The 20000-nt window shown below is 51.9% G+C and carries 17 protein-coding genes; 15 read left to right on the top strand and 2 right to left on the bottom strand.

Going from position 1 to position 20000, the window contains the following annotated elements; translation table 11 throughout:
• Window positions 1-20 precede the first annotated feature (20 nt).
• From AV929_RS20340 to AV929_RS20315, 6 genes are all read left to right on the top strand, one after another.
• Window positions 21-566 carry a hypothetical protein gene (locus AV929_RS20340; protein ID WP_155120776.1) on the top strand — a complete coding sequence of 182 codons (546 nt, stop codon included), beginning with the start codon at window positions 21-23 and terminating at the stop codon, window positions 564-566.
• Between the two features lie 213 nt (window positions 567-779).
• Window positions 780-1217 carry a hypothetical protein gene (locus tag AV929_RS20335; RefSeq protein ID WP_064289142.1) on the top strand — a complete coding sequence of 146 codons (438 nt, stop codon included), beginning with the start codon at window positions 780-782 and terminating at the stop codon, window positions 1215-1217.
• Between the two features lie 466 nt (window positions 1218-1683).
• Complete coding sequence (locus AV929_RS22705) at window positions 1684-2040, top strand: hypothetical protein (RefSeq protein WP_230458926.1); 357 nt, start codon at window positions 1684-1686, stop codon at window positions 2038-2040.
• Window positions 2041-2667: 627 nt separating this feature from the next.
• Entirely contained in the window at window positions 2668-3699 is a 1032-nt protein-coding gene (locus AV929_RS22050) for a hypothetical protein (protein WP_155120775.1), read from the top strand.
• A gap of 174 nt (window positions 3700-3873) precedes the next feature.
• The gene (locus tag AV929_RS20320; RefSeq protein ID WP_064289139.1) at window positions 3874-4389 is read left to right on the top strand and encodes a hypothetical protein; all 516 of its coding nucleotides are present in this window, start codon (window positions 3874-3876) and stop codon (window positions 4387-4389) included.
• A 78-nt stretch (window positions 4390-4467) separates the two neighbouring features.
• The gene (locus AV929_RS20315; protein WP_064289138.1) at window positions 4468-6741 is read left to right on the top strand and encodes a PAS domain S-box protein; all 2274 of its coding nucleotides are present in this window, start codon (window positions 4468-4470) and stop codon (window positions 6739-6741) included.
• Window positions 6742-6836: 95 nt separating this feature from the next.
• Here AV929_RS20315 and AV929_RS20310 read toward each other — a convergent pair whose 3' ends face one another.
• Window positions 6837-9341, bottom strand: a complete 2505-nt coding sequence (locus AV929_RS20310) for an ATP-dependent DNA helicase (protein WP_064289137.1) — start codon at window positions 9339-9341, stop codon at window positions 6837-6839.
• Between the two features lie 159 nt (window positions 9342-9500).
• On the opposite strand from AV929_RS20310, the gene AV929_RS20305 reads away from it, so the two are divergent.
• From AV929_RS20305 to AV929_RS20280, 6 genes are all read left to right on the top strand, one after another.
• Window positions 9501-10742, top strand: a complete 1242-nt coding sequence (locus AV929_RS20305; RefSeq protein WP_064289136.1) for a proteasome-activating nucleotidase — start codon at window positions 9501-9503, stop codon at window positions 10740-10742.
• Window positions 10743-11041: 299 nt separating this feature from the next.
• Window positions 11042-12547, top strand: coding sequence for a DUF6610 family protein (locus AV929_RS20300; protein ID WP_064289135.1), 1506 nt, complete (start codon window positions 11042-11044; stop codon window positions 12545-12547).
• A gap of 38 nt (window positions 12548-12585) precedes the next feature.
• Entirely contained in the window at window positions 12586-13020 is a 435-nt protein-coding gene (locus AV929_RS20295; RefSeq protein ID WP_064289134.1) for a hypothetical protein, read from the top strand.
• 112 nt (window positions 13021-13132) lie between these two features.
• Window positions 13133-13771 carry a hypothetical protein gene (locus AV929_RS20290; protein WP_064289133.1) on the top strand — a complete coding sequence of 213 codons (639 nt, stop codon included), beginning with the start codon at window positions 13133-13135 and terminating at the stop codon, window positions 13769-13771.
• 2 nt (window positions 13772-13773) lie between these two features.
• Window positions 13774-14310, top strand: a complete 537-nt coding sequence (locus AV929_RS20285) for a hypothetical protein (protein ID WP_064289132.1) — start codon at window positions 13774-13776, stop codon at window positions 14308-14310.
• Between the two features lie 15 nt (window positions 14311-14325).
• Window positions 14326-15726, top strand: coding sequence for a hypothetical protein (locus AV929_RS20280; RefSeq protein WP_064289131.1), 1401 nt, complete (start codon window positions 14326-14328; stop codon window positions 15724-15726).
• Here the strand turns inward: AV929_RS20280 and AV929_RS20275 are convergent.
• Window positions 15723-16175, bottom strand: a complete 453-nt coding sequence (locus AV929_RS20275) for a hypothetical protein (RefSeq protein WP_064289130.1) — start codon at window positions 16173-16175, stop codon at window positions 15723-15725. The genes AV929_RS20280 and AV929_RS20275 overlap by 4 nt on opposite strands.
• 1892 nt (window positions 16176-18067) lie before the next feature.
• Here AV929_RS20275 and AV929_RS20265 point away from each other — a divergent pair.
• From AV929_RS20265 to AV929_RS22045, 3 genes are all read left to right on the top strand, one after another.
• A complete protein-coding gene (locus AV929_RS20265) occupies window positions 18068-18655 on the top strand; it encodes a hypothetical protein (RefSeq protein WP_064289128.1) in 588 nt (195 codons plus the stop codon).
• 41 nt (window positions 18656-18696) lie between these two features.
• Window positions 18697-18969: a hypothetical protein gene (locus AV929_RS20260; RefSeq protein WP_064289127.1), complete on the top strand. Its 273-nt coding sequence runs from the start codon at window positions 18697-18699 to the stop codon at window positions 18967-18969.
• An 84-nt stretch (window positions 18970-19053) separates the two neighbouring features.
• Window positions 19054-19968 carry a hypothetical protein gene (locus AV929_RS22045; protein ID WP_155120774.1) on the top strand — a complete coding sequence of 305 codons (915 nt, stop codon included), beginning with the start codon at window positions 19054-19056 and terminating at the stop codon, window positions 19966-19968.
• Window positions 19969-20000: the final 32 nt, after the last annotated feature.

The following is a 20000-nucleotide window of genomic DNA, read 5'->3' as shown; positions in this document are numbered from 1 at the left end:
AACCGGGATTCTCGATAGCAATGAGTGCGACAGCCTCTCAACCCCGTCTATTAGAACAGAGTTCTCAACAGCCAGTTGCAGACCGGCTCAACGCAGCCAACAACTGGAATGGCGAATCCCTCGACTCCGTCGCTGTGTTCAAGGAGTACACGACCACCAACGAGGGCGAGTGCGGAACACGACCGCATGTCCTCAACCATCAGGTTCCAATCTCGATCGGAGAAGCGATCCTGACAACGCTCCCGCTTTCTCCCCTGTACCAATATCATCGGAAGACCGAGCAAGTGACGGCTTGGCGGGTTGGTGAAACGTCAAAGGCACTCATCCGACTGGACACTCAAACCCGCACGCTATATCTCCTTCCCGCTCTTGGTGAAACACAGCTAGACGCATTCTGGATGCTGGCTTTCAGCCTTCGGTTCCGTCACCCATTCACGCTGACCTACCTCACAGTATCGACCGTCGAATCGGTGCTATCCATTATCCCTCCGTCGTGGCGAGAAGGTGCAGAGGAGCTACTCTACAACCACTTCGACCGAGACACGCCTCGCATGACCTTCAATTAAGTACCAATATTGGCGTCCTCAAACACCGGTTGAGGAATATCGGGCCGCACACGGGTTTGCTCCTACTGCTAACATTCGAACGAAACAGCTCCGCGAATGCTTTCCACCAGCCTACGTCAAGAAACTTCAAGAGCAATATCTCGTCTACAGGTGTGGCGCGAGTAGAACAAACGGTCGTTGAATACCGAAAATGGACATACCGCCAACCACAATATGAACGCACTCACAAAAGCGCTCGACGACATTCTCAAGCCGGAGTTCACTCGGTTCAATCGAGGCCGGAAACGGCCAACGAAGCGATCGATCGAACGACTCACCAAAGAATACGGACCTCCTGGCGAAGAAGACCACCATACGGTCACCTACTATCTCGTCGAGGTCGAGCTCGGATACCTTCGCGACCTCAACGCTAATCCACCAACGTACCCTGCTGCCCGAATAACATACCTCTCAGAAGACGGGCGACTCAACCAATGTGTGATGAAAGCCGTTCCCAACGAAGACGGTAAACTTGAACCAAAAAGCGGGGTCAAGCCAGTTGTCGTTCGTCCTTGGATGGAGGGCACAGCCGCTACCGAGGAGCAGTGGCAGGAGTACGCTCCGATCCTGCATCGGGCTCACGGCTTGTCTCTCTCCCCCAACGAAGAGTAGGTCTTAGAACCGGAAAATCGCTGGACAGATGACGATTGTTTTTATCCCCCTTCCAGCCCGAGGGATACTATGAATAGGAGGAGTACCCGCAACACCCACTCTCAGAGAGGTATCCGAATCTATGGTTGACGCAACGTGGTCCCGAACGTGCCCGTGTGGAGCGAAAGTCCAAGTGAACCTACTTGGACAGCACCACCACACCGACTGCGAGCACAACCCGCTCCATCCAGGATGCTGTAGTGATCCTTCCGTCAAACGACTCTGGTACTTCGACGGGTCTGCGGGAACTCGATGCGAGTCATGCGGTGAGACATGGAATGAGACCCTCAGAAAGAAGGTTTCCGCAATGGCGTCCCATCTCGTCGACGATTTCAATATCGAGCCTAAAGCACGTGGCGTGATCTACCAGCAGAACCGAAAAGCAATCACACGTAGTATCGGAACACCCGATAGCACTCACAATACAATGGACGACTCACGAAAAGTCGAGATACTGGAAGCACTGATCGATGACTCACTCTGGGGGCTCGTAAGCGTCTCTCCCAGCAGTGATGAAGGTACCATTCTCTACGAGCGAGGGGCCAGTCGCGTTGGCGGCGAACCTGCAATAGAAATCCCTCACGAGAATCCGCATCTCGTTGACGAAAGCCAGCAGCAAGATCCGCTCACGGGAGGGGTAGAAAACGTTCCGGGAACCAGCCCGCCACAGAAGTCCTTGGAGGAACTACTTTCCGAGTATGGATGCCTAATGAAACAACGCGACGGCTTCACGTACGTAGTCGTGGACGAGAACGTCGCCTCAAAACGACCTGCTAAAAACTGAAACAATCGAAGAGAAATATCGATGAGTGAAAGTCAGCGTCAATAGGCGATCAGAACGCATCAGTGGATCACGAAATTACATCTTATATTATTCTCGTTGATTCCAAGCTTCTCACTGCTCCATTCAGCAATCTCAGATAATCGGGCTTGGCTCATAATCCCGGTAGTATGGACCTGTATGTTTGGCCTTATTATGAGCGGTGCATTAATATTTCTAATAGAAGACTCTTATCAATGGCTGAGAACGAATGATGGGGATAAAATTAAGCCTCGTGGACGATATCGAGATCGCAAGTACGCCAGCAGATCGCTCACAAAAAGAATCCAACCGATTACTCGCATGGAGAGGTGAATAATGCATTTCACTGCAACAGATGGCCTTATTGTTGGACTCAGCCTAGGAAGCCTTCTAGCGTGGCAAGCGGTCCTTCCTGAGTGGTTCACAGTGGCGGTTATGGCTGGTTTAGTGCTTTTGAGTAGTGCGTCTAAATTGACGCATAGCACGGATACACCTATCGGGGGCGGAGAGTAAAATGTCTAACTACACAGTGGAACGAGAATCACCACTCCGTTACCAATCCGCATCCACTTACAGATGAAATTAAAGATCCTATCAATCACGCTTATCTTGGTCCTCTCAGCAGGTTGTGGCGGATTCCTATCAGATCCTACACCGACGCCAGAGCAAACCGAATCAGCACCAGAAACTATCGAGCGCACTTCTACAGCTGATCCAACTCCTGAAGTAGCAGATGCAAGCAGACAACGGTTTCAATTCGAGGATTCTCCGTTTAGGAAAGAGCGGGTTATTGTAGGAATCAATGATACCGTAAATTATGGTAACTTCACCTCTGCCGCATCTGATGCACTATCGTATTGGAACAAATATGGTAGTACATATGGCAGGTACGACGCTCACTTCGTGCTACAACCAAATGCCACGAACCCCGATATTGAGTTGCGGCGTTCAAAACAGGTTAACTGCCCGAAGGAGAGACAGATCGGATGTTCTCCAACTCCTGCCGAAGAGACTGTTTTCAATGGCAGCTCCAATCACACTGCATTTGTTGATAACACAACAGTTATCGTCCGCATTGAAAGTAGCTCAGAAACGAACTGGCGGATGGATAGGAACAACGTCATTCATGAAATGGGCCACATGCTTGGCCTAAACCACTATAATTATCCAATCTGGGTCATGGCCCCTCCTGGGAAAGGCATCAAGCACTCTGTTAAGGACGTATCTGAGACATCGTATCCTTGGCGTGATCCAGAGTTGAAGGTGTACGTAGATACATCGAATGTATCCAAGAGCGAACAGTCGCAGGTGGTGAATTCAACTCAAGAGGTTATTGAGTACTATAATTCGGGCGCAGAGGATACCCGAATCAAGGAGTTGAATCTTGAGTTGACGGATTCGCAGTACAAGGCTGATATTATCATTAACCCCGGAGCGAACGCATCTGACATCTACCCGAAAGGACGAAGCGTTGACCGAGATGCAAATCTGGAGTATCTCGTCAAAGTTGTTATAAATGTTGGCGCTGAAGATACTGACCGGTCGTACGATCTCATTGGGCGTATGATGGCCTACCTAACTCGGCCAGGTAGTCCCCCACCGGAGTTCAAACAAGTAACTGTGGGCACAAAGCAGGGATAAGAAATCTAAATCTGTACCAGTACCGCCAACCCACCTTCGGGATTGGTATACATATCGTTCTACGTGTCGGTAACAAGCAACTTATTGAATTGTCATTTCATTTTCCAATTGTTGAATATACAGTTGTTCCAGCGAGTGTTTTTAGCTCCCCAAAAGGGGTAGAGGTTTCCAGATATGAACTCAATGAAGACCCTAACAGCACGCGAAGCGTACCATGACTGCCTCCAGTTCTTCGAGAAGACGATTCGACCCTCAATGGAGATTGCGCTCTCAAACGGGACCTTCGGAATCTCGTTCAGTGGGAGGGTGGATCCATGCAGTGACTTCGAAGTGAAGGTAACTGCTACCCACGCAGCGCTGGTAGCATTCGTCAAGCGGTACCCTAGTGCGGAGTTCAAATTCCACTCTGAGCGAAACCGAATCCCCGGCGTTAGCGATGCTGCTCTCAAAGATGACCCGCTAAACACTCAGTACATCGTTTTCACCATGAATTTTACCCCCTACGGAACGATGTTTGGAGGTTCTTCGGACAACGACGGGGGGAACAAAACATTCGCCAAGTGTGGCGAAAATGAAAGTGCAGGTCGCGGTGAGATTGAAGAATCCAAATCGTCCGGACCGATGGAGGTACCACCTGGCCCGTCCGGCCCCACTAATACATCTTCTCCTGTCACACCAGCTACCGCGTAACTGAGCAATCCAATCGGCCTAACAATTTCTGATAAACCAAGAGGTGTTATCTATCAGGAGGTATAGTTTGTCGCATATATGGTGCAGTTTCATGCCCCTACAGATACTGGGCAAGGAAAATCTCCGTCACAACAGCAGACAACAGTTCTGCTGGTAGACGATGAACCGGACTTCCTCTCTCTTGCTAAATCAGAACTGGAGGATCAAATAGAAGAAACAAAATTCATCACTGCATCATCGGTCAGAAAGGCCCATTTCCGTCTATCCGAACTCGATATCTCTTGTATCGTTTCTGATTACGATATGCCTGCTAAGAGCGGTTTACAGTTCCTTGAAGAAGTTCGCGAAGACCACCCTAACCTTCCGTTCATCCTATTTACAGCGCAAGGCTCAGAAAATCTCGCCAGTAAAGCGATCTCAGCCGGCGTCACTGACTACCTCCAGAAACGCGATGGCGGTCAATTCGACATTCTCGCAAACCGAGTCATAAACGCTGTCAAACAGTATCAAGCAGAACAGACACAGAAGAAGCTCGCTGAAACAGCAAGTCGATTACGTGCCGTCGTTAACAGTACCCCTGACTCTATCTTTATCATTGACAGCGCTGGGGCGATCGTCGACGTCAATGAGCAAGCGGAAAAAACGCTCCAGTATAACCACAGCGAACTTGTGGGAAAACCGCTCTCATCAGTTATCACTTCCCGTGAAATCAATGATAGCATACCAGATGTAATCGGAAGTAGATCCAGAGTCCGGTTCGAGGGCCACCATACTCGTCGGCGTGGGTCAAAGTATCCCGTTGAGGTCCGGATCAAAGAGATAGACCATGCTGACACAGACCAATATATTGTCATTGCACAAGACATCACCTCTCAGAAAAAGCACAAGCAGACAATCGACGAGTTGAACGAGACCGCGATGGCTTTGATGCAGTCTCGGTCGAAAGAGGAAGTCGCAGAAATAACGGTCCAGACTGCAAGAGAAGAGTTGACGATACCATTCATAGGCATTTGGTTCCAAGACGACAAGCACGATGTCCTAACACCAGTCAAGCAGACTGGGAAAGCAGAAGAGACACTCGGAGCACAATCTGAGATACCGCTGGAAGGTGCAGTCGCTGATGTGTGGGGTGAAAAAGAACCTTGCATCTTCGAGGGAATACAAACCCCCGAAACACGGTACCCAGAAGATGTAAGTGTCGAAGATGAAATGCTGTTCCCGCTCGGTGAATTCGGGATGATGATCGTCTCCGTCACCGACTCTCGACTTTATAGAGAAGAAGATATCAATCTGGCCAAGCTCCTCGCGACGAACGCGCAGCGAGCACTGAAACAAACTGACCGGGAAGAGCAAGTTCGTGCTGAGAAGATGTTTTTCGACGCCGCGATCAACACCGTCGAAGACCTCTTTTTTGCTATCGACGAAAACGAGAACCTCATCCGGTGGAACGATCAGGTTTCGGCAGTCACAGGAAATGAAGCGACCTACATCGGCTCACCAACTCTTGACGACATATTCAATTCTGAAGACAGGGGGAAGATAACTCACGGTATCAACGAGGGATTTGAAACGGGAGGGTCACGGGTGAAAGCGACAATTCAAACGGTCGAAGGCCCTCAGACATTCGAGTTTAAATCGTCGAAGATGGACTACCCTATTAACGACGAAACGTACCTCATCACACTTGGGCGCAACATAACCCCCTTAGAGGAAAAACAAGCAGAGCTCCGTCAGAAGAACGAGCGGTTGGATAAGTTTAGCAGAGTCGTCTCTCACGACCTTCAGAGCCCCATCAATATCGCTTCAGGAAACTTCGGCATAGTTCGAGACGACATCAGTGATGAGCACGCTAGAAACGCGGAAGCGGTCGAGAATGCGCACAGCCGGATGGAGAACCTCGTCAACGATTTACTCACACTTGCTCGCCAGGGCCAGCAAGCGATCGAAATCGAATCGGTATCACTGGACCGCCTCGCGAGGAAATGCTGGGAAATCGTTGACGCCTCAGACGCAGACTTAGAGGTCCGCTCCAGCGAAAATATTCAGGCAGACCCTTCTCAACTGCAGCAGTTACTTGAAAACCTGATGAAGAACGCGGTCACACACGGAGGGAACGATATAACGGTTACAATCGGTACCCTTGAGGACGGATTCTACGTTGAAGATAACGGAAGTGGAATCCCTGGTGACAAAATGGACCACATCTTCGACACTGGATTCACGACGTCTGACAGCGGCTCTGGTATCGGACTGATGATCGTTAGCGACATCGCGGAGAACCACAGCTGGGGGATCAATGTTACTGAAAGCGACAGTGGGGGCGCGCGATTCGAGTTCACTGAATCGCCTTGACCAGTGTAGAAGGCACTTATGCCAGGCGGAGACAAGTTTACACAACACCACATCCGGTAGCGAGGTGAACTAGGGGCCTCTTGGTTTACATCTCCTCACCGTTGAGAGCGCCAGAATTGTTCTAATTTCGGTTGAAGCTCACCCGGTTTTACTGGTGTAAACTCATCTCTGACGTGCTTGGGGAAATGTTCTCGAACGTCGCTGAATCGGTCCGAGCGAGCGTACCGCTCGTCCGCCACAACACGGACTCCGATGTCGTCCGTCCCCCGAATCACGCGACCTAACGCTTGCCGTGTCTTGCGGATCGCGGGGACCGTATACGCGTAGTCGAATCCGTTCCCACCACCAAATCGGTAGCCGTATGCCGCTTCAATCGCTTCTGCCAATTCCGAGCCCGTGTGAGCAATCGGGACGCCGCAAATAACTGCCCCAGACAGTTTGTCGCCAGAGAAGTCAACACCCTCGACGAGCGTTCCGCGAAGCCCCGTCGTCAACACCTTCGGCTCACCACTGATGAATTCGCGTTTCAATCGTTCTGTTTCCGCGTCAGAACTGCTTTCATCAGAGAGAACCGGCTTCGAAACAGCCTGATTCTTCTCAAGAACCTGCGCCGCCCAGTTAGCCTCAGCGTAGCTCGGCATGAATACCAAAACGTTTCCTGGAGTCGTCGTTGCGACGGTTGTGATGATGTCGTTATACTGGTCGCGAAGATCACGATGCTCCTCAGGGGGCCACCGATTCGAGTACGTAAATTTCGGTACGTCAACCGCGAAGCTCGCGCGATTCTCTTTCGGAAAGTCCATCTTGAACATCGACTTCTCTACACGACGCTTCCGCTCATCTGGATCAAGCGTCTCCCGTTTAGACTCATCGTCTTCGCCCCCATCACCACCGTCCTCTGTATTAGAACCATCCACTGACTGTTGAGAGGTGTTGGATTGATCCTGGTTGTAGCGTGCCGCTGCTTTGGTCACAAGGCTGTGGGAGGGTTGAAGACCCTCCTCTAGCAGGTCCACACCGGTCTCTTCGCTATACACGTCGATGGGGGCCAACGTCGCGCTCTGGAGGATAGTACCACCGAAGGCGTCGAGCGTGGCGGCGATCTCCTTCTCAGGGATGCAGTTGTTCACCTTGAGTTCTGCACGGAAGCCAGCTCGCCACGGGCAATCGTCTGGGATATCCGAAGTAGGTTCTTCTGGAATCAGCAGGATTTCGCGGAAGTATTCGGTATGGTTACCGATCAGCCATCGGTGGAGAAGCTCTCGGACTTCTGTGATTGCGAAATCGCCTTCAGGCATCCTGTGTTCAACTTTCCGAGCGACAGCATCTCGGATACTGCCTACAGCGTAAGAGAGATAGAGCGCTTGGACCCAGTCACCCTCCTCAGCGTTTGCGTCGACCCACCGCTCAAGGATGTCACCGTCCTTCCCTTCCTCGTTTTGAATCTGGATTGAGTGTTCTGATAGTGCGTCTGGCCCAGCACGTATCGCTCGCTTCCAATTCGAGCCATATTCCTGTTTTAAGAACTCAGTAATACGATTAGCGAACAGTTGCCTGATTTCCTTGAGGAAAACGTAGAGCGCCTTGATCTGGTTCTGTTCGAAACTCCCTCGCTCCTCCATCGCACGAACGAGCGACACTTTTCGGTGATATCCATTTCCGTTCAACCACTTGAGAGCCTTCGAGACATCCCCAATCGCGTAGTTCAGCGTGTTCATCGTAACCGCGTGCGAAAGTTCGTCTCGAACCTCGCTAACGAGTTCGTGAGCCTCATCGACTATGAGGAGCGTTTCCTCGTTCATTACGCGTCCCGTGAATCCTTCCACGGTCAGGGGGGCAAATACGTGGGCGTAGTTCCCGATGAGGACATCGCCTCCGGTCGCCATCTGTTTCATCGCGATGTGTGGGCACGTTCCAGCGCGAACGCCGTTCGCCATCGTCTCGATAGCCGTCATCCCCTCATCGACAGTCACCGGTTGCTTGTCTTGGTAGTCGTTGGCGAAATGTTGCGCGAAGAAAGGGCAGTACTCTTCACCCTCCGCTACTGGGATAGAGTCTTGATACGGTGCTTTCGCTCCACCAGCCATCAGTGGTTCGGCATCGGACTCGGCACGAGCTGCGAGCTCATAGGCGGCTTCAGCCTTAACCTCAACAACTCCGTCATTTGACGCTTCTCTCATCAGCCGGTCCGTGTTCTCCTTGAGTTCGTCGCACTTGTGGTAGATGTCCTTGGACTCAACCACACCCGCGTCCACGAACGGACAGACATCTGCCTTCCCAACCAGAGTCAGTCCCTCAAAATCGCCTCCATGCGCGTTAATCTCTTTCAGGTCGTCCTCGAACGCCCGGATCTGCTGCTTCTTACTCGTGATGACGAGGATTCGTTGGTACTTCGTGTTCGGATTCCTGACAAGTGTCAGCCCTGCTGTGAGTGCGATCAAGGTCTTTCCGGTTCCGCACGGTCCCTCGAGAAGATATACTCCATTGTCCCGGAGTATATCAATCGCAGTCGTGATACCTCGCGTTTGCTTGTCGTATGGGTCGTAGGGAAAGATATCCCGCCAATCTGTACCCTGACCCTGTGCTTTCTGACCTGCCATAGCTATCTCCGCTGCAACACTCTGTTATAGATTCGTTCCCACTTCGTCGTGTTACCTCTTTCCACATACTGTAGTCTACTTTGTTCAATGCACAACCAGCTATAGTCAGACCCCTTATCCCCGAAACTTCATAAGCGAAAGCGTCACATTCCAGGGTGAATGAACGATTCCACAGACTCCAATGAGGTAGAACAGACTGAGCTTGGCTTCGACGGCGAGTCTGCTACTCAAGAGGACCGCATAGAGGAACTGGCGGAAGAAAACGAGATGCTCCGCTCACAGAACGAGCAACTGGAGATGAAGCTCGTCGACGCGAATGCCGAGCGGAACAAACAAGAACAGAAGGCCGACCGTCTCCGTCGAGAGAACCAGAAGCTCAAGGATGATCCACTGTTCATCGCGACGGTACAGGAAGTGACGGACGACGGTCTCGTAATCAAGCAACACGGAAACAATCAGGAAGCGCTCACGGAGGTCACCGACGAGAAGCGAGAACGCATCGAAGCCGGCGACCGCGTCACGATCAACAACGCTCTGTCCATCGTCGACGTAATGGATTCGGAAACCGATACCCGCGTGCAGGCGATGCAGATCGACCAATCGCCGGATGTCACCTACGCCGACATCGGCGGCGTGGACACGCAACTGGCAGAGGTCCGTGAGACCGTCGAGATGCCTCTCAAATCGCCTGAGATGTTCAACGAGGTAGGCATCAACCCGCCGTCCGGAATCCTCCTACACGGCCCGCCGGGGACTGGAAAAACGATGCTTGCGAAGGCCGTCGCCAACCAGACCGACGCGACATTCATCAAGATGGCCGGCTCCGAACTAGTCCACAAATTCATAGGCGAGGGCTCGAAACTCGTTCGGGACCTCTTCGAGACCGCTCGTGAGAACGAACCAGCCGTCCTCTTCATCGACGAGATCGATGCAATCGCGTCCAAGCGGACGGACTCAAAGACCAGCGGTGATGCTGAAGTGCAGCGGACCCTAATGCAACTCCTATCGGAACTCGACGGTTTCGACGACCGAGGCGATGTCCGAATCATCGCGGCGACGAACCGATTCGATATGCTTGACGATGCACTACTGCGCCCTGGTCGCTTCGATCGTCTAATCGAGGTCCCAAAACCCGCCGTCAGCGGCCGTAAGCAGATCTTCGAGATCCACTCGCGAGAGATGAACACCGTAGACGATATCGACTTCGAAGCCCTCGCAGAGATGGCCGAAGATACCTCCGGTGCGGAAATCGAAGCAATCTGCACAGAAGCCGGAATGTTCGCAATCCGGGACGGGCGCACTGTCGTCAAGACCTCGGACTTCGAAGCCGCATACGAGAAGATCCGGATGGAAGATGACGAGGACACGGAGGCGAGCCCGTCATCTCTCGCCTTCGCCTAATCGCCATGGACAACCCGAATGATCCACAACAAGAGTTCAACGCAAAACTTGCCAACCATCGCGCCGACACACCCAGAGAAAGCTCCAAGCGTCGAAAACGACCGCTCTGCTCTCTCTCACCGTCATCGGCGTAAGTAGCGCTCTCGCGTGGCTTCTATTCGGAGTCTGCTGTCTCCAAGCTCGCCGAGCCCTCAAGCGGTGATGCACGCGGTACTCTATTAGTTGCGCCTGTCAGCGATGTATTCTCTGTGGAGCAGTTAGTTTTTCTCCTCCCTTCCAGCTGGAGGAGTTATCTTGAGATGAGTTCTGGACAATCTGAGCTGGATGACTACGGCATAGCAGTCCCTCAGTCTACAATCAATACTAATGAAGGTCAATCGGACTGCAGGCCCAAACTGGGCTTTGAGACTCCGCCATCTGCTCCGTCACTCGCAGACGACGTCGCCGCCGCGAGAAGCGCCGACTGGATCGTATTCACCGGACGCTATCCCTACGTCTTCGATGCAGCACGACTTGGCTTTAGTATCGGCCATCGAGAGGACTCCTCTTACCAATGGACGCCAGATGAAGTCCGTCTCCCAATCCACTTTCTCGACAATAATTACCAAGACGCCGATCTGGAGCGGTTCGTCAAAAGAGCCCTCAAGTTCGAACCTGAGATTGCAGTCTTGGGCGACATCTACAACGAAGACGACCTCCAGTCCTACTTAGATGCGGCTGACGAAATCTGGGAATCATTTCCGGAGATGGAACTGATGCTCGTTCCCAAATGCAGTGGTGTTCTTGAGGACATCCCCTCCGAGTTCGTACTCGGGTACGCGAACGGATCGTCCCAAATCCAAGCAATAGATGTTGCTTCCCGTCGGAAGTGGAGAAGTATCGAGAATCGACTGCACATCCTCGGCGGGACACCTCTATCCACATACGAGGAAATCGTCGCACTCACCAAGGAGTGGGTGACTGGCGAATCACCTGCAAACATCGCCGGCCTCGACTGGAACGGTTACCAACGATACGCCGAAGAGCACGGAGACTACGCTTCTGCGGCTGGGGGATGGCACCGAAACCTACGCGATCAGTATCTTCCCGCGAGGGACCTCATCCGCTACTCGCTGTTGAACGCGAAGCACTTCTGGATCAGCAAAGGCATCTGGCCGAATGTCGACGTCGACGACCTTCCGACCAGATCGGAACTCTTGGGCGCGAACCAGAGCGGACCGGTACCGTTGAATGCCCAATCAGACCGTCGTGAGCTTGTCCTCTCCCCACCACCGTCGAACAGACGGCACGAAACACCGATATACCGAACGGACAGCACGCAGGCCGAAATTATCGAGCCGCTCTCCCCTCTGGCTTCAGTCCTCAATGCTGCCGAGTGGTCGCCAAGTGGTGTATTCTCTAAATCTGTTCGCTACCAGACACCGAAGGCTCATCACGTCGAGTTGACGTGTACCGGCTGTGGCGCGCACATCCTTGCAGAACCCAAAGAATGTACCGGGGTACAGAATACTTATCGCCAAGACGGAGAGATTTTGGAACCACCTACATTCCAGATCGTTTCATACGAGCACCAGACGGAATCCCAGTCGAACGACTACGAGTCAGTCCCACAGCAGGGGCCATCCACATTAGAATCACGGAAGCGGTTCCCGCAAATTCACGCCTACTGCTCGGATACCTGTCGGCAGCGTACTGAAAGGCAGACTCCCCGTTTGCTTCTTAGCGCAGATTCGACTTCCAAGGGGTCAGAGGATTCATATCCAGATGGAGAACTGATCGCAGAGCTTACCCTCACCACCAAATAACGCTTGTTGGTTTTTATGCTCCAATGGAATGAGAGTCAATGAAATTTGGACTTGAGCCGCGGTTTGACCGAGAAGAACTGAAAGCGCTCAGCGATGACAAGCTAATCGAACTTCAGCAGTACGCACAGTCCAACTTGCCACATCAGCAGACGTACACGGAAGCCGACTACCAGATGATGCTGGACGAAATCAAAGAGCGGTTTAAAATGAAGTGCGAAGCTGAGTCGCATTTCGGGACGGAACTGACTGACCTCCAAGTCGGTGACGAGGCTGGCCTCATCGAAATCGAAAGTCGGTCAGGCTACATACGCATCGCAATCGAGCGCACTCCAAGTGAAGAAGCCGATCGTATGAAGCTCCAAGTCCCCAGTGGCAACAACGCTGAGGACTACACCGACGAAGAACTCATCGCGACTGCTGGACGGTGGTTCAGTCGTCACGCAACGTGGGAAGACTTCGCTACAGACACCTAATCAGAGCACGTTCCTGTGTCTTCCGTGGAACCCAGCTGCTAGTTTCTATCCCTCCACTGGGGAATGAGGTAGTGAGCAGGAGATAACGTGCCTACTCGCAGAATTATAGATCATGTCACCGACACCCGAATACCAACCAGGAATACCGAACAAGATAGTCGCGACGGTCAAAGAGATGAGAGACGCTCTGATAACCCGTAAACTCGGGGAAGACTGCTCTCCGTCCGATAACCGGCGCGTTCTCGATGGGTACTGCCACGAGAACGCCTATCACATCGCGAAGATCCTCCTTGAACGCGGATACGAACCATACGTGGTTTGGGGCGCAGTCTCCGCCACGCAAGGTCACTCACTCAAGATCGACACCATTGACCAACTGGAGCAAACAGACCGAATACACTTCTGGGTCGAAATCCACCCAAGGAGCGTCGACGAAGCAGACCATCCCATAGACGAGATTACCAGCCCAGTTATCATAGACCTGTGCAGTGAGACAATCGGTCACGTCAATTGCCCCTACGTGTCGCTGCAACGGCCTGCCAGATACCAACGGATGGGCGTTGACCCATCGTACATCCGGTTCGAACGATCATTCGAACCGGAAGACCTCATCTCAAAGGAAAGCTACCAGCGTCTACGTGAGCGCTCTCCTGAGCTATTCAGTACTTGCCCGTGGGACAACGATGAGCCAACGGCCTGCACAGATGTAGACGAACAGAGACACAAACGTAACTCACTCGACACCCAATAACAATGGCGCGAAGAGGCGGATACAGAACGGATGCACAGAAACACGGCGGTGGGAAGACCCGCCAGCAACAGGTTCGAAACAAAATCAACCGGCATCGTCGCCGCCTCCGTGAAAACGGGCTTGAAGACCTCGTGTTCAGTACGAAGCCAGCATCGGTAGCCCGCGGTGATGACACCGATTACGCGATCTTTGGAGTTTACAAGGACGGGTCAGAATGGGTACTTACCGGGCTCGCGGCCACCGACAAGATTGAAAAAGTGAACCGACACCGAGGAGGTGGCTACTCTCGAACCGAGGTTCGAGGTCGATATGTCGCAACTGGCGGCTCCAACGGCATCAAGCCCAACAAGGGTATCGAAATCAAGCGATTTGACACCAAGACAGCCGCCCTAAAATACGTCTCAGCAGAAGGAAGCGAACGAGTTGAAACAGGATCATATCTGGTCCGCTCAAAACACAACCCTCGGACTCGCCGCGAAGAGGTCGACAAGAACGAGTTCCAGAAGTTCAGGCAGAAGGCCACCATCGTTCGAGAATAGTCCCGAGAAACAGCCATGCCAAACACATCACCACTCCTCAAGTACATCTTGCACGACAACAACAAGCAACTAGACCACATCAACAACCGAGACAAACTCCGAGACGCGATCCGGAAACGAGACGAAACACTATTTTCAGCCCTAGCCGGCAAGCAGATCACGCGTCTCGCGAAGACCCTATCGTGGGATGACTACAATTTCACTCCGCGTGGTGAACAAACCAAGCGAGCGAAAGCTACCATCCTTGAGGAGGTGAACAACAAGACACTATCCGTGCTCGCTCCAGACGGAGTCGTCTACCAACTTGGAGATATCATCCGGTTCGAAGCGACGACATCGGCAGTGTGGGGAGGAACAAAAAGTCAGAAATCTCAGACATACAAAAATCAGATCGACTTCTTGAGCAACAATACGGCATCCATCTCCCGGATGCCGACGTACAGCAACACGCCATCGGACTCCCCGACCGCATACTTCTCACGGACCGACATCGAACTCGTTTCTCGAAGCAATCTTCAGGACTATCGAGACCGCTATACCGAGGGAAGTGATATCGACATTCCATCGTCCGTAAATGGCTGGGAACTTACTGAGACGAAAACCTACGAGAAGGACCAGACTACACTTCCCACGAACCTCGTCACACGGATGCAGTGGTCAAATGGAGAGAGTACGTACATCACTGCCCAATGGCGCGGCGGGTACAGCACATGGCGTCTATCCACTCCGTGTGAAGGGGTGTTGACTGGCGAGAATATCGACGAGTACTTATACGAAATCGATGTCCCGCAACAGGTCGTTCGGACAGACACCATCATCACGCTTGCGACCGCCGCGATGAAGGAACTCAACCCCCACGACTTCCAAGACCCCTACGACCTCAGGAAGCCAGAGGACATCGAGCATCCGGACAAAATGCTCGTCGCCCCAGTCCCGGTTAAACTGCCAGCGCAGCTTGGAGACTGGCGCGTCGACGAACGACGGAAACGTCAGGTAGTATGGAAGAACACGAATCCGCAGTCGGCATGGAGTTCGTTCACCGTCAAGATTGACTACCACGGCGGTGTCTCAGTCCGGAACGAAGCCGAAGAGGAATCCCACGACCGTCGCCTCATAGAAAAGTACAGTCCGAACGGAACACCGTTCAACGGAAATATCGAAGTGGACTACGCCTGGAGACGTCGCGAGATGTTCCGTGAAAACTGGTTCTACGGTATCGCATTTATGATACAGTCGAGTCGAACATCAGTTGAAAACAGTACGCTTACCCGACTCAACGAACAGACGCCTGAAAAAGTCGACATCGAAGCGTTCAATCACGGCATTGACATGGACCCACAGAAGACGATGAACCGTGAAAACGGGACGTTATTCGCCTACGGACAGGGTTCTCAACCAACTCGCGGACGGGGCTAAGCCTCATCTAGCTCTACGCGACCGTCTGGTTGATGAGCGGTGAACTGCCAAGTTGTCCCGTCCACGTTTTCAAATGGGCCTCTATCTACAAGCTCCTTAGTTCGTTTTCGGATCATGGTTTTTTCTTGCATGCCTGTTTGCCGGGTATAGATCTCTTGAATTTTAGTGATTGACACCTGTTCCGGATTCCACGCCTGAATTACCTGGAAGACAGCCACATCCCGGTAATCGAAATTGGGAGTCGTCAAATCTTCAACGCTCCCATCGGTCCCAACTCCAACGGTGTTTTCAACATACGTGAGCCGGTCAGCGATTTCGTCAACAGTTTCATTGGTCGTAGCCGCCTCTCCGCAAATTTTCACGAGTATATCAAGTAGTTCTTCGACTTGGTTATCTTCAACATCATCACGAAGGCTATCGATCCGGTCTAGGAGATGGTCGTTCGGCATATTTACCGATATGATATCATATACTAAAAATCCATACTCTCGGACGGTTAACTCCAAACCTGTCCTGTAGTGTTTTTCTCTCCCCATATCGGGTAGAGGGTATAATAGAGATGGCACCAAGCACAAAATCAAGCAGTGTCTCAGGGACTGAAGCGCGATCCTATCTTCAGACAGAGATCAAGCGTATTGCTCAATTCCTCAGCCAACGAGGATTCAGCACATCACATCAACCAAAGGATGTTGGGACTGGCAATGGCTCAGATAGCCGCCACCTCTCTATCGAAGTAAAGGTCGAACAAGACCAACGAGCAGAACTCGAAAAAGCTCTCAAAGACGTCAAGACAACCGCCTCCTACCGTGTGATTTGGCCAGAAGACACATCGGCTCTACGTGGATGGCCGTCAGCTACTAGCGAGTCTCGTCAGAGCAGTCGAACCGCAATCGTCACGTCAGCACCCGACTCTGGATTTGATGCTCAAGAGGAGGCACAGCAACGGGCTTCATTTCTCTGATGGAACACCGTAAGGGTGTTTCACACTATATGATGGTACAAAAACCAGTTCGCTGAGATGTATCAAAGTAAGCATGATACCAGAAGAATTAATTAAGCTAATTGTTGTATATATGGCGCAGACATCCCATGCGTCTTTCAATATTCAAATCTGATAATTACTACTCAAAGACTATATCCCAAAACGTAGTCATACATACTCAACACCTCCAGAATTCATAAATGAACGTGCAATCGCCACAAACCAAACGCCCTGATATCCGGTCAGAAATCGAAGAGGAACGGGTTTGGAATTTCGTCGATAGAGTACTTGTCGACAGTCTCTCACGGGAGATTGCGCAAAAACATTTGCGGCCAACACAGACCGTCGAGTTGACTGCTCTGAGTCTCAAGCAGATGATTCCACAACCAGAACACTGCTATCAAAACACTTTCCTCAGCAATTGGAGCGTGTCGATAGCAGAGACTGTTGGGACAGACGTAATTTCTGAGAGTCTCGAGAAAACTCAGCGAATGACCCCATCGAAATCGGTCAAGCAATTCTCGTATAAACAGGCCGTTCTCTGTATATCCTGCTTCATTGCTAAAGAACTCGACGCCTACCTATCAAACTCTCCCGACGACGCAAACCGAATTTTTAGTCTCGCCGAGGATATTAAATTCAGCCGACAAGAACTCATACAAGAGGCACACCGCTGAATCTGTTTATATCCCTCCAGAGGAAGTGAGGGTACACTTATGTCAGGATATCCGCCAGGCGTCAGCTCTGGCACGTCAAGAGCTCCGTGGAACCAACCTGCTGCTCCAGAATGTGGGTGCTGTGAAGAGATCATCCACGACGAAAATGACCATAGCGATGACTGCGTAAACGCAGAGATGGATGCAACTGATATTCGCACTCAGCGTGAAGAAAATGCGAAAGCAGACAGAGCCGAGGCAAAGATCGAAGAGCAGCGACTTCAAAAGCAATCCAAATGAGTTATCGAGGCCTCAGTGCAGACCCAGAAGGCTTGCTAGTTTTTGATGAACCCACAAGTGTCCAAGTTCATGATGGCTCCGGGTACTCGTCTGTTTCTGTTGAGGTTCTCCCATACAACGCCCTACTCGACGAACAGGAGCACGCAGATAGAGGAGTCGAACTATGGCTTGGTGACGAAACGTACTATCTCCCCGAAGGCGCGACGTATACCACCATTACAGACCTTGCTACGGTTCCGTCAAGGATCGAAGTAGCAACGTACGATTCAATCGATAGGCAATCGCACCAAACGGTAGAGTCGTGAATGTAGTTTATACTCTCTGTCCGAAGTGAAGAGTAATCGATTCAGAGAAAAAAAGAGAACGTTCGTGAATCAGTTCGAAGGAACACCAACTCAAACCGATGGTTACCAAACTCCAACTCACCCTCGATACGAAAGATGAAGTACAGCACCTCAGCAATACGCTCAGCCACTTACTCGGAGACAAGATCTACCAGCGTAATGCCGAGCAGTACAACACCGATATCGATATTCCCGACAGTATCAACTCAGACAAGGCACTGGGGACGCCACCAGCTCGTGTTAGCGGGTCATCATTAGGGGGCGTTCTCACATTCAAAAGTGATGTTCCGTTCGCGATGGTCCACCTGTGGTACGACCCAGAAGACGGCCCTGCCTACTCACTCAGTACTCACGCCGGGTGGGACAAAGCTGGTGATGTCGATGATGTGCGAGAATACTGGAAAGCGCTCGACTCGATCCTCAACCAACTCGGAGTCCTCCCTGAAGCATACAAAATCTGCTGTCCGTGCGGTCACACCGAAACTGTTGCCGCCGGTCATGTACCCGTGAAAGACGCAATTAGCACTCACTACGACGGTGACCATCCTGAGGACAGAATCCGGACGACAACGCTCGTCGAACGTGAAGTCATCCCCGTCGACAGCACGTCTGGTCAGCTGTCGCAAACGACTCCGATAACCACCTGAGGCCAGCAAGGTTTTTATTTCCCCAGAGTGGGCAGAGGATAATGGTAGACCAGCATGACTCCACGCATACCGACGCAGCAGACGCTGAGCGGGAAGCAATAGCCGAAGACACCGACTTCACAACAGGCGGAGAGCCACCACTCGTTATCGACGAATCGGAAGCCGCGAACGTCGTTCGTAAACTTCGGGCGGAGGGCACCGCGGAGGCCATCCCTGAAGACCAACTCCTCATCCACACTCCTAGTGGCATCCTCTTCAAGTCTGACAAAGCCTTAGCGTACTTTCATAAGGGGTGGACATCTGGAGAGACCTGAATCAGATACCCCATTTTCGTGCTGTAACAGCCACACGAGAACTGCTCGCCACCCTCGGCGAAATGATTCAGGATATAAGCCCCTATGGGAATCAAAATTGGAGCCAAAACTACAGGTATTGACCCAAGTCGAACAGCAGCGGTTGTCCCAAGCGGTATCGTAGACAATCCACGATGTATCGCAGATCTCTCTCAATTGGCTCGCGAGATCGTGGACGGCCTATCGTCTATTCGGGGAACGATCCGTCTGTCTGGAAACCGCCTCAAAAGAATCGTGATCGGCGGTTCGCCGTGTATCGCCGCTGCCGTCGACGTAGAAACATCAAACACAGTCGATGTCGTATCCCACCAACGGACTTTCGAGCGATACCTCGACGACGACCGCAACACTGGTGATGGATACACCATCCCGTCTGTGATTCAGGATCAGCAACCAATCGCCCACATGCTTGCTGATCTCGGAATACTCTCTGGTGATGCAATTGATGAGTTTGACCTCGATGACGACGCTGACCGCGCTCAAGTAACGAACTATGTCGCTCGTCATTTAGATCTGGAGCGCTACTTACGAGCGAAACAGAAGGCGCAGTGCAAGCGACTCGAACAGCTCACGAACGACTGGTTTGATTGGATACCAACCGCTACCCACGTCCTAATTCTTAACGACGGCAAGACAAGCGATGAGCACCTTGTGTCTCACGCTAACGGCAACGGGGTATGGGTGAAGTACCCATCAGGATGTGACGGGACAGTTTCAACCACAACGGTAAGTACTGGTACGGGAAGAAGTCTGAGCTGGATGCAGGCAGCTGTTCTCGATCCGTTCTATCAGAAACAGGTATCTTATTCTCGACTTTCCAAAGAGCAGCGGAAAGCGGTCCAGCAATGGCTAACGGAGGCTGAGCGGGAGATGCTTGGGTTCCCCCAGCAGACAATACAATCAACCGACATGAACACCGAGACGGCCAGAGCAGGACAAGCAGCATCGTCGGCAGGGTAGTTTGTATCTCCCTTCCTGAGTGAGAAAAAAAA

Source organism: Haloarcula sp. K1, assembly GCF_001647155.1.
GTDB lineage: Archaea > Halobacteriota > Halobacteria > Halobacteriales > Haloarculaceae > Haloarcula > Haloarcula hispanica.
The sequence above is the reverse complement of the archived record's forward strand: the minus strand, read 5'-3'. Positions and strand labels throughout refer to the sequence as shown.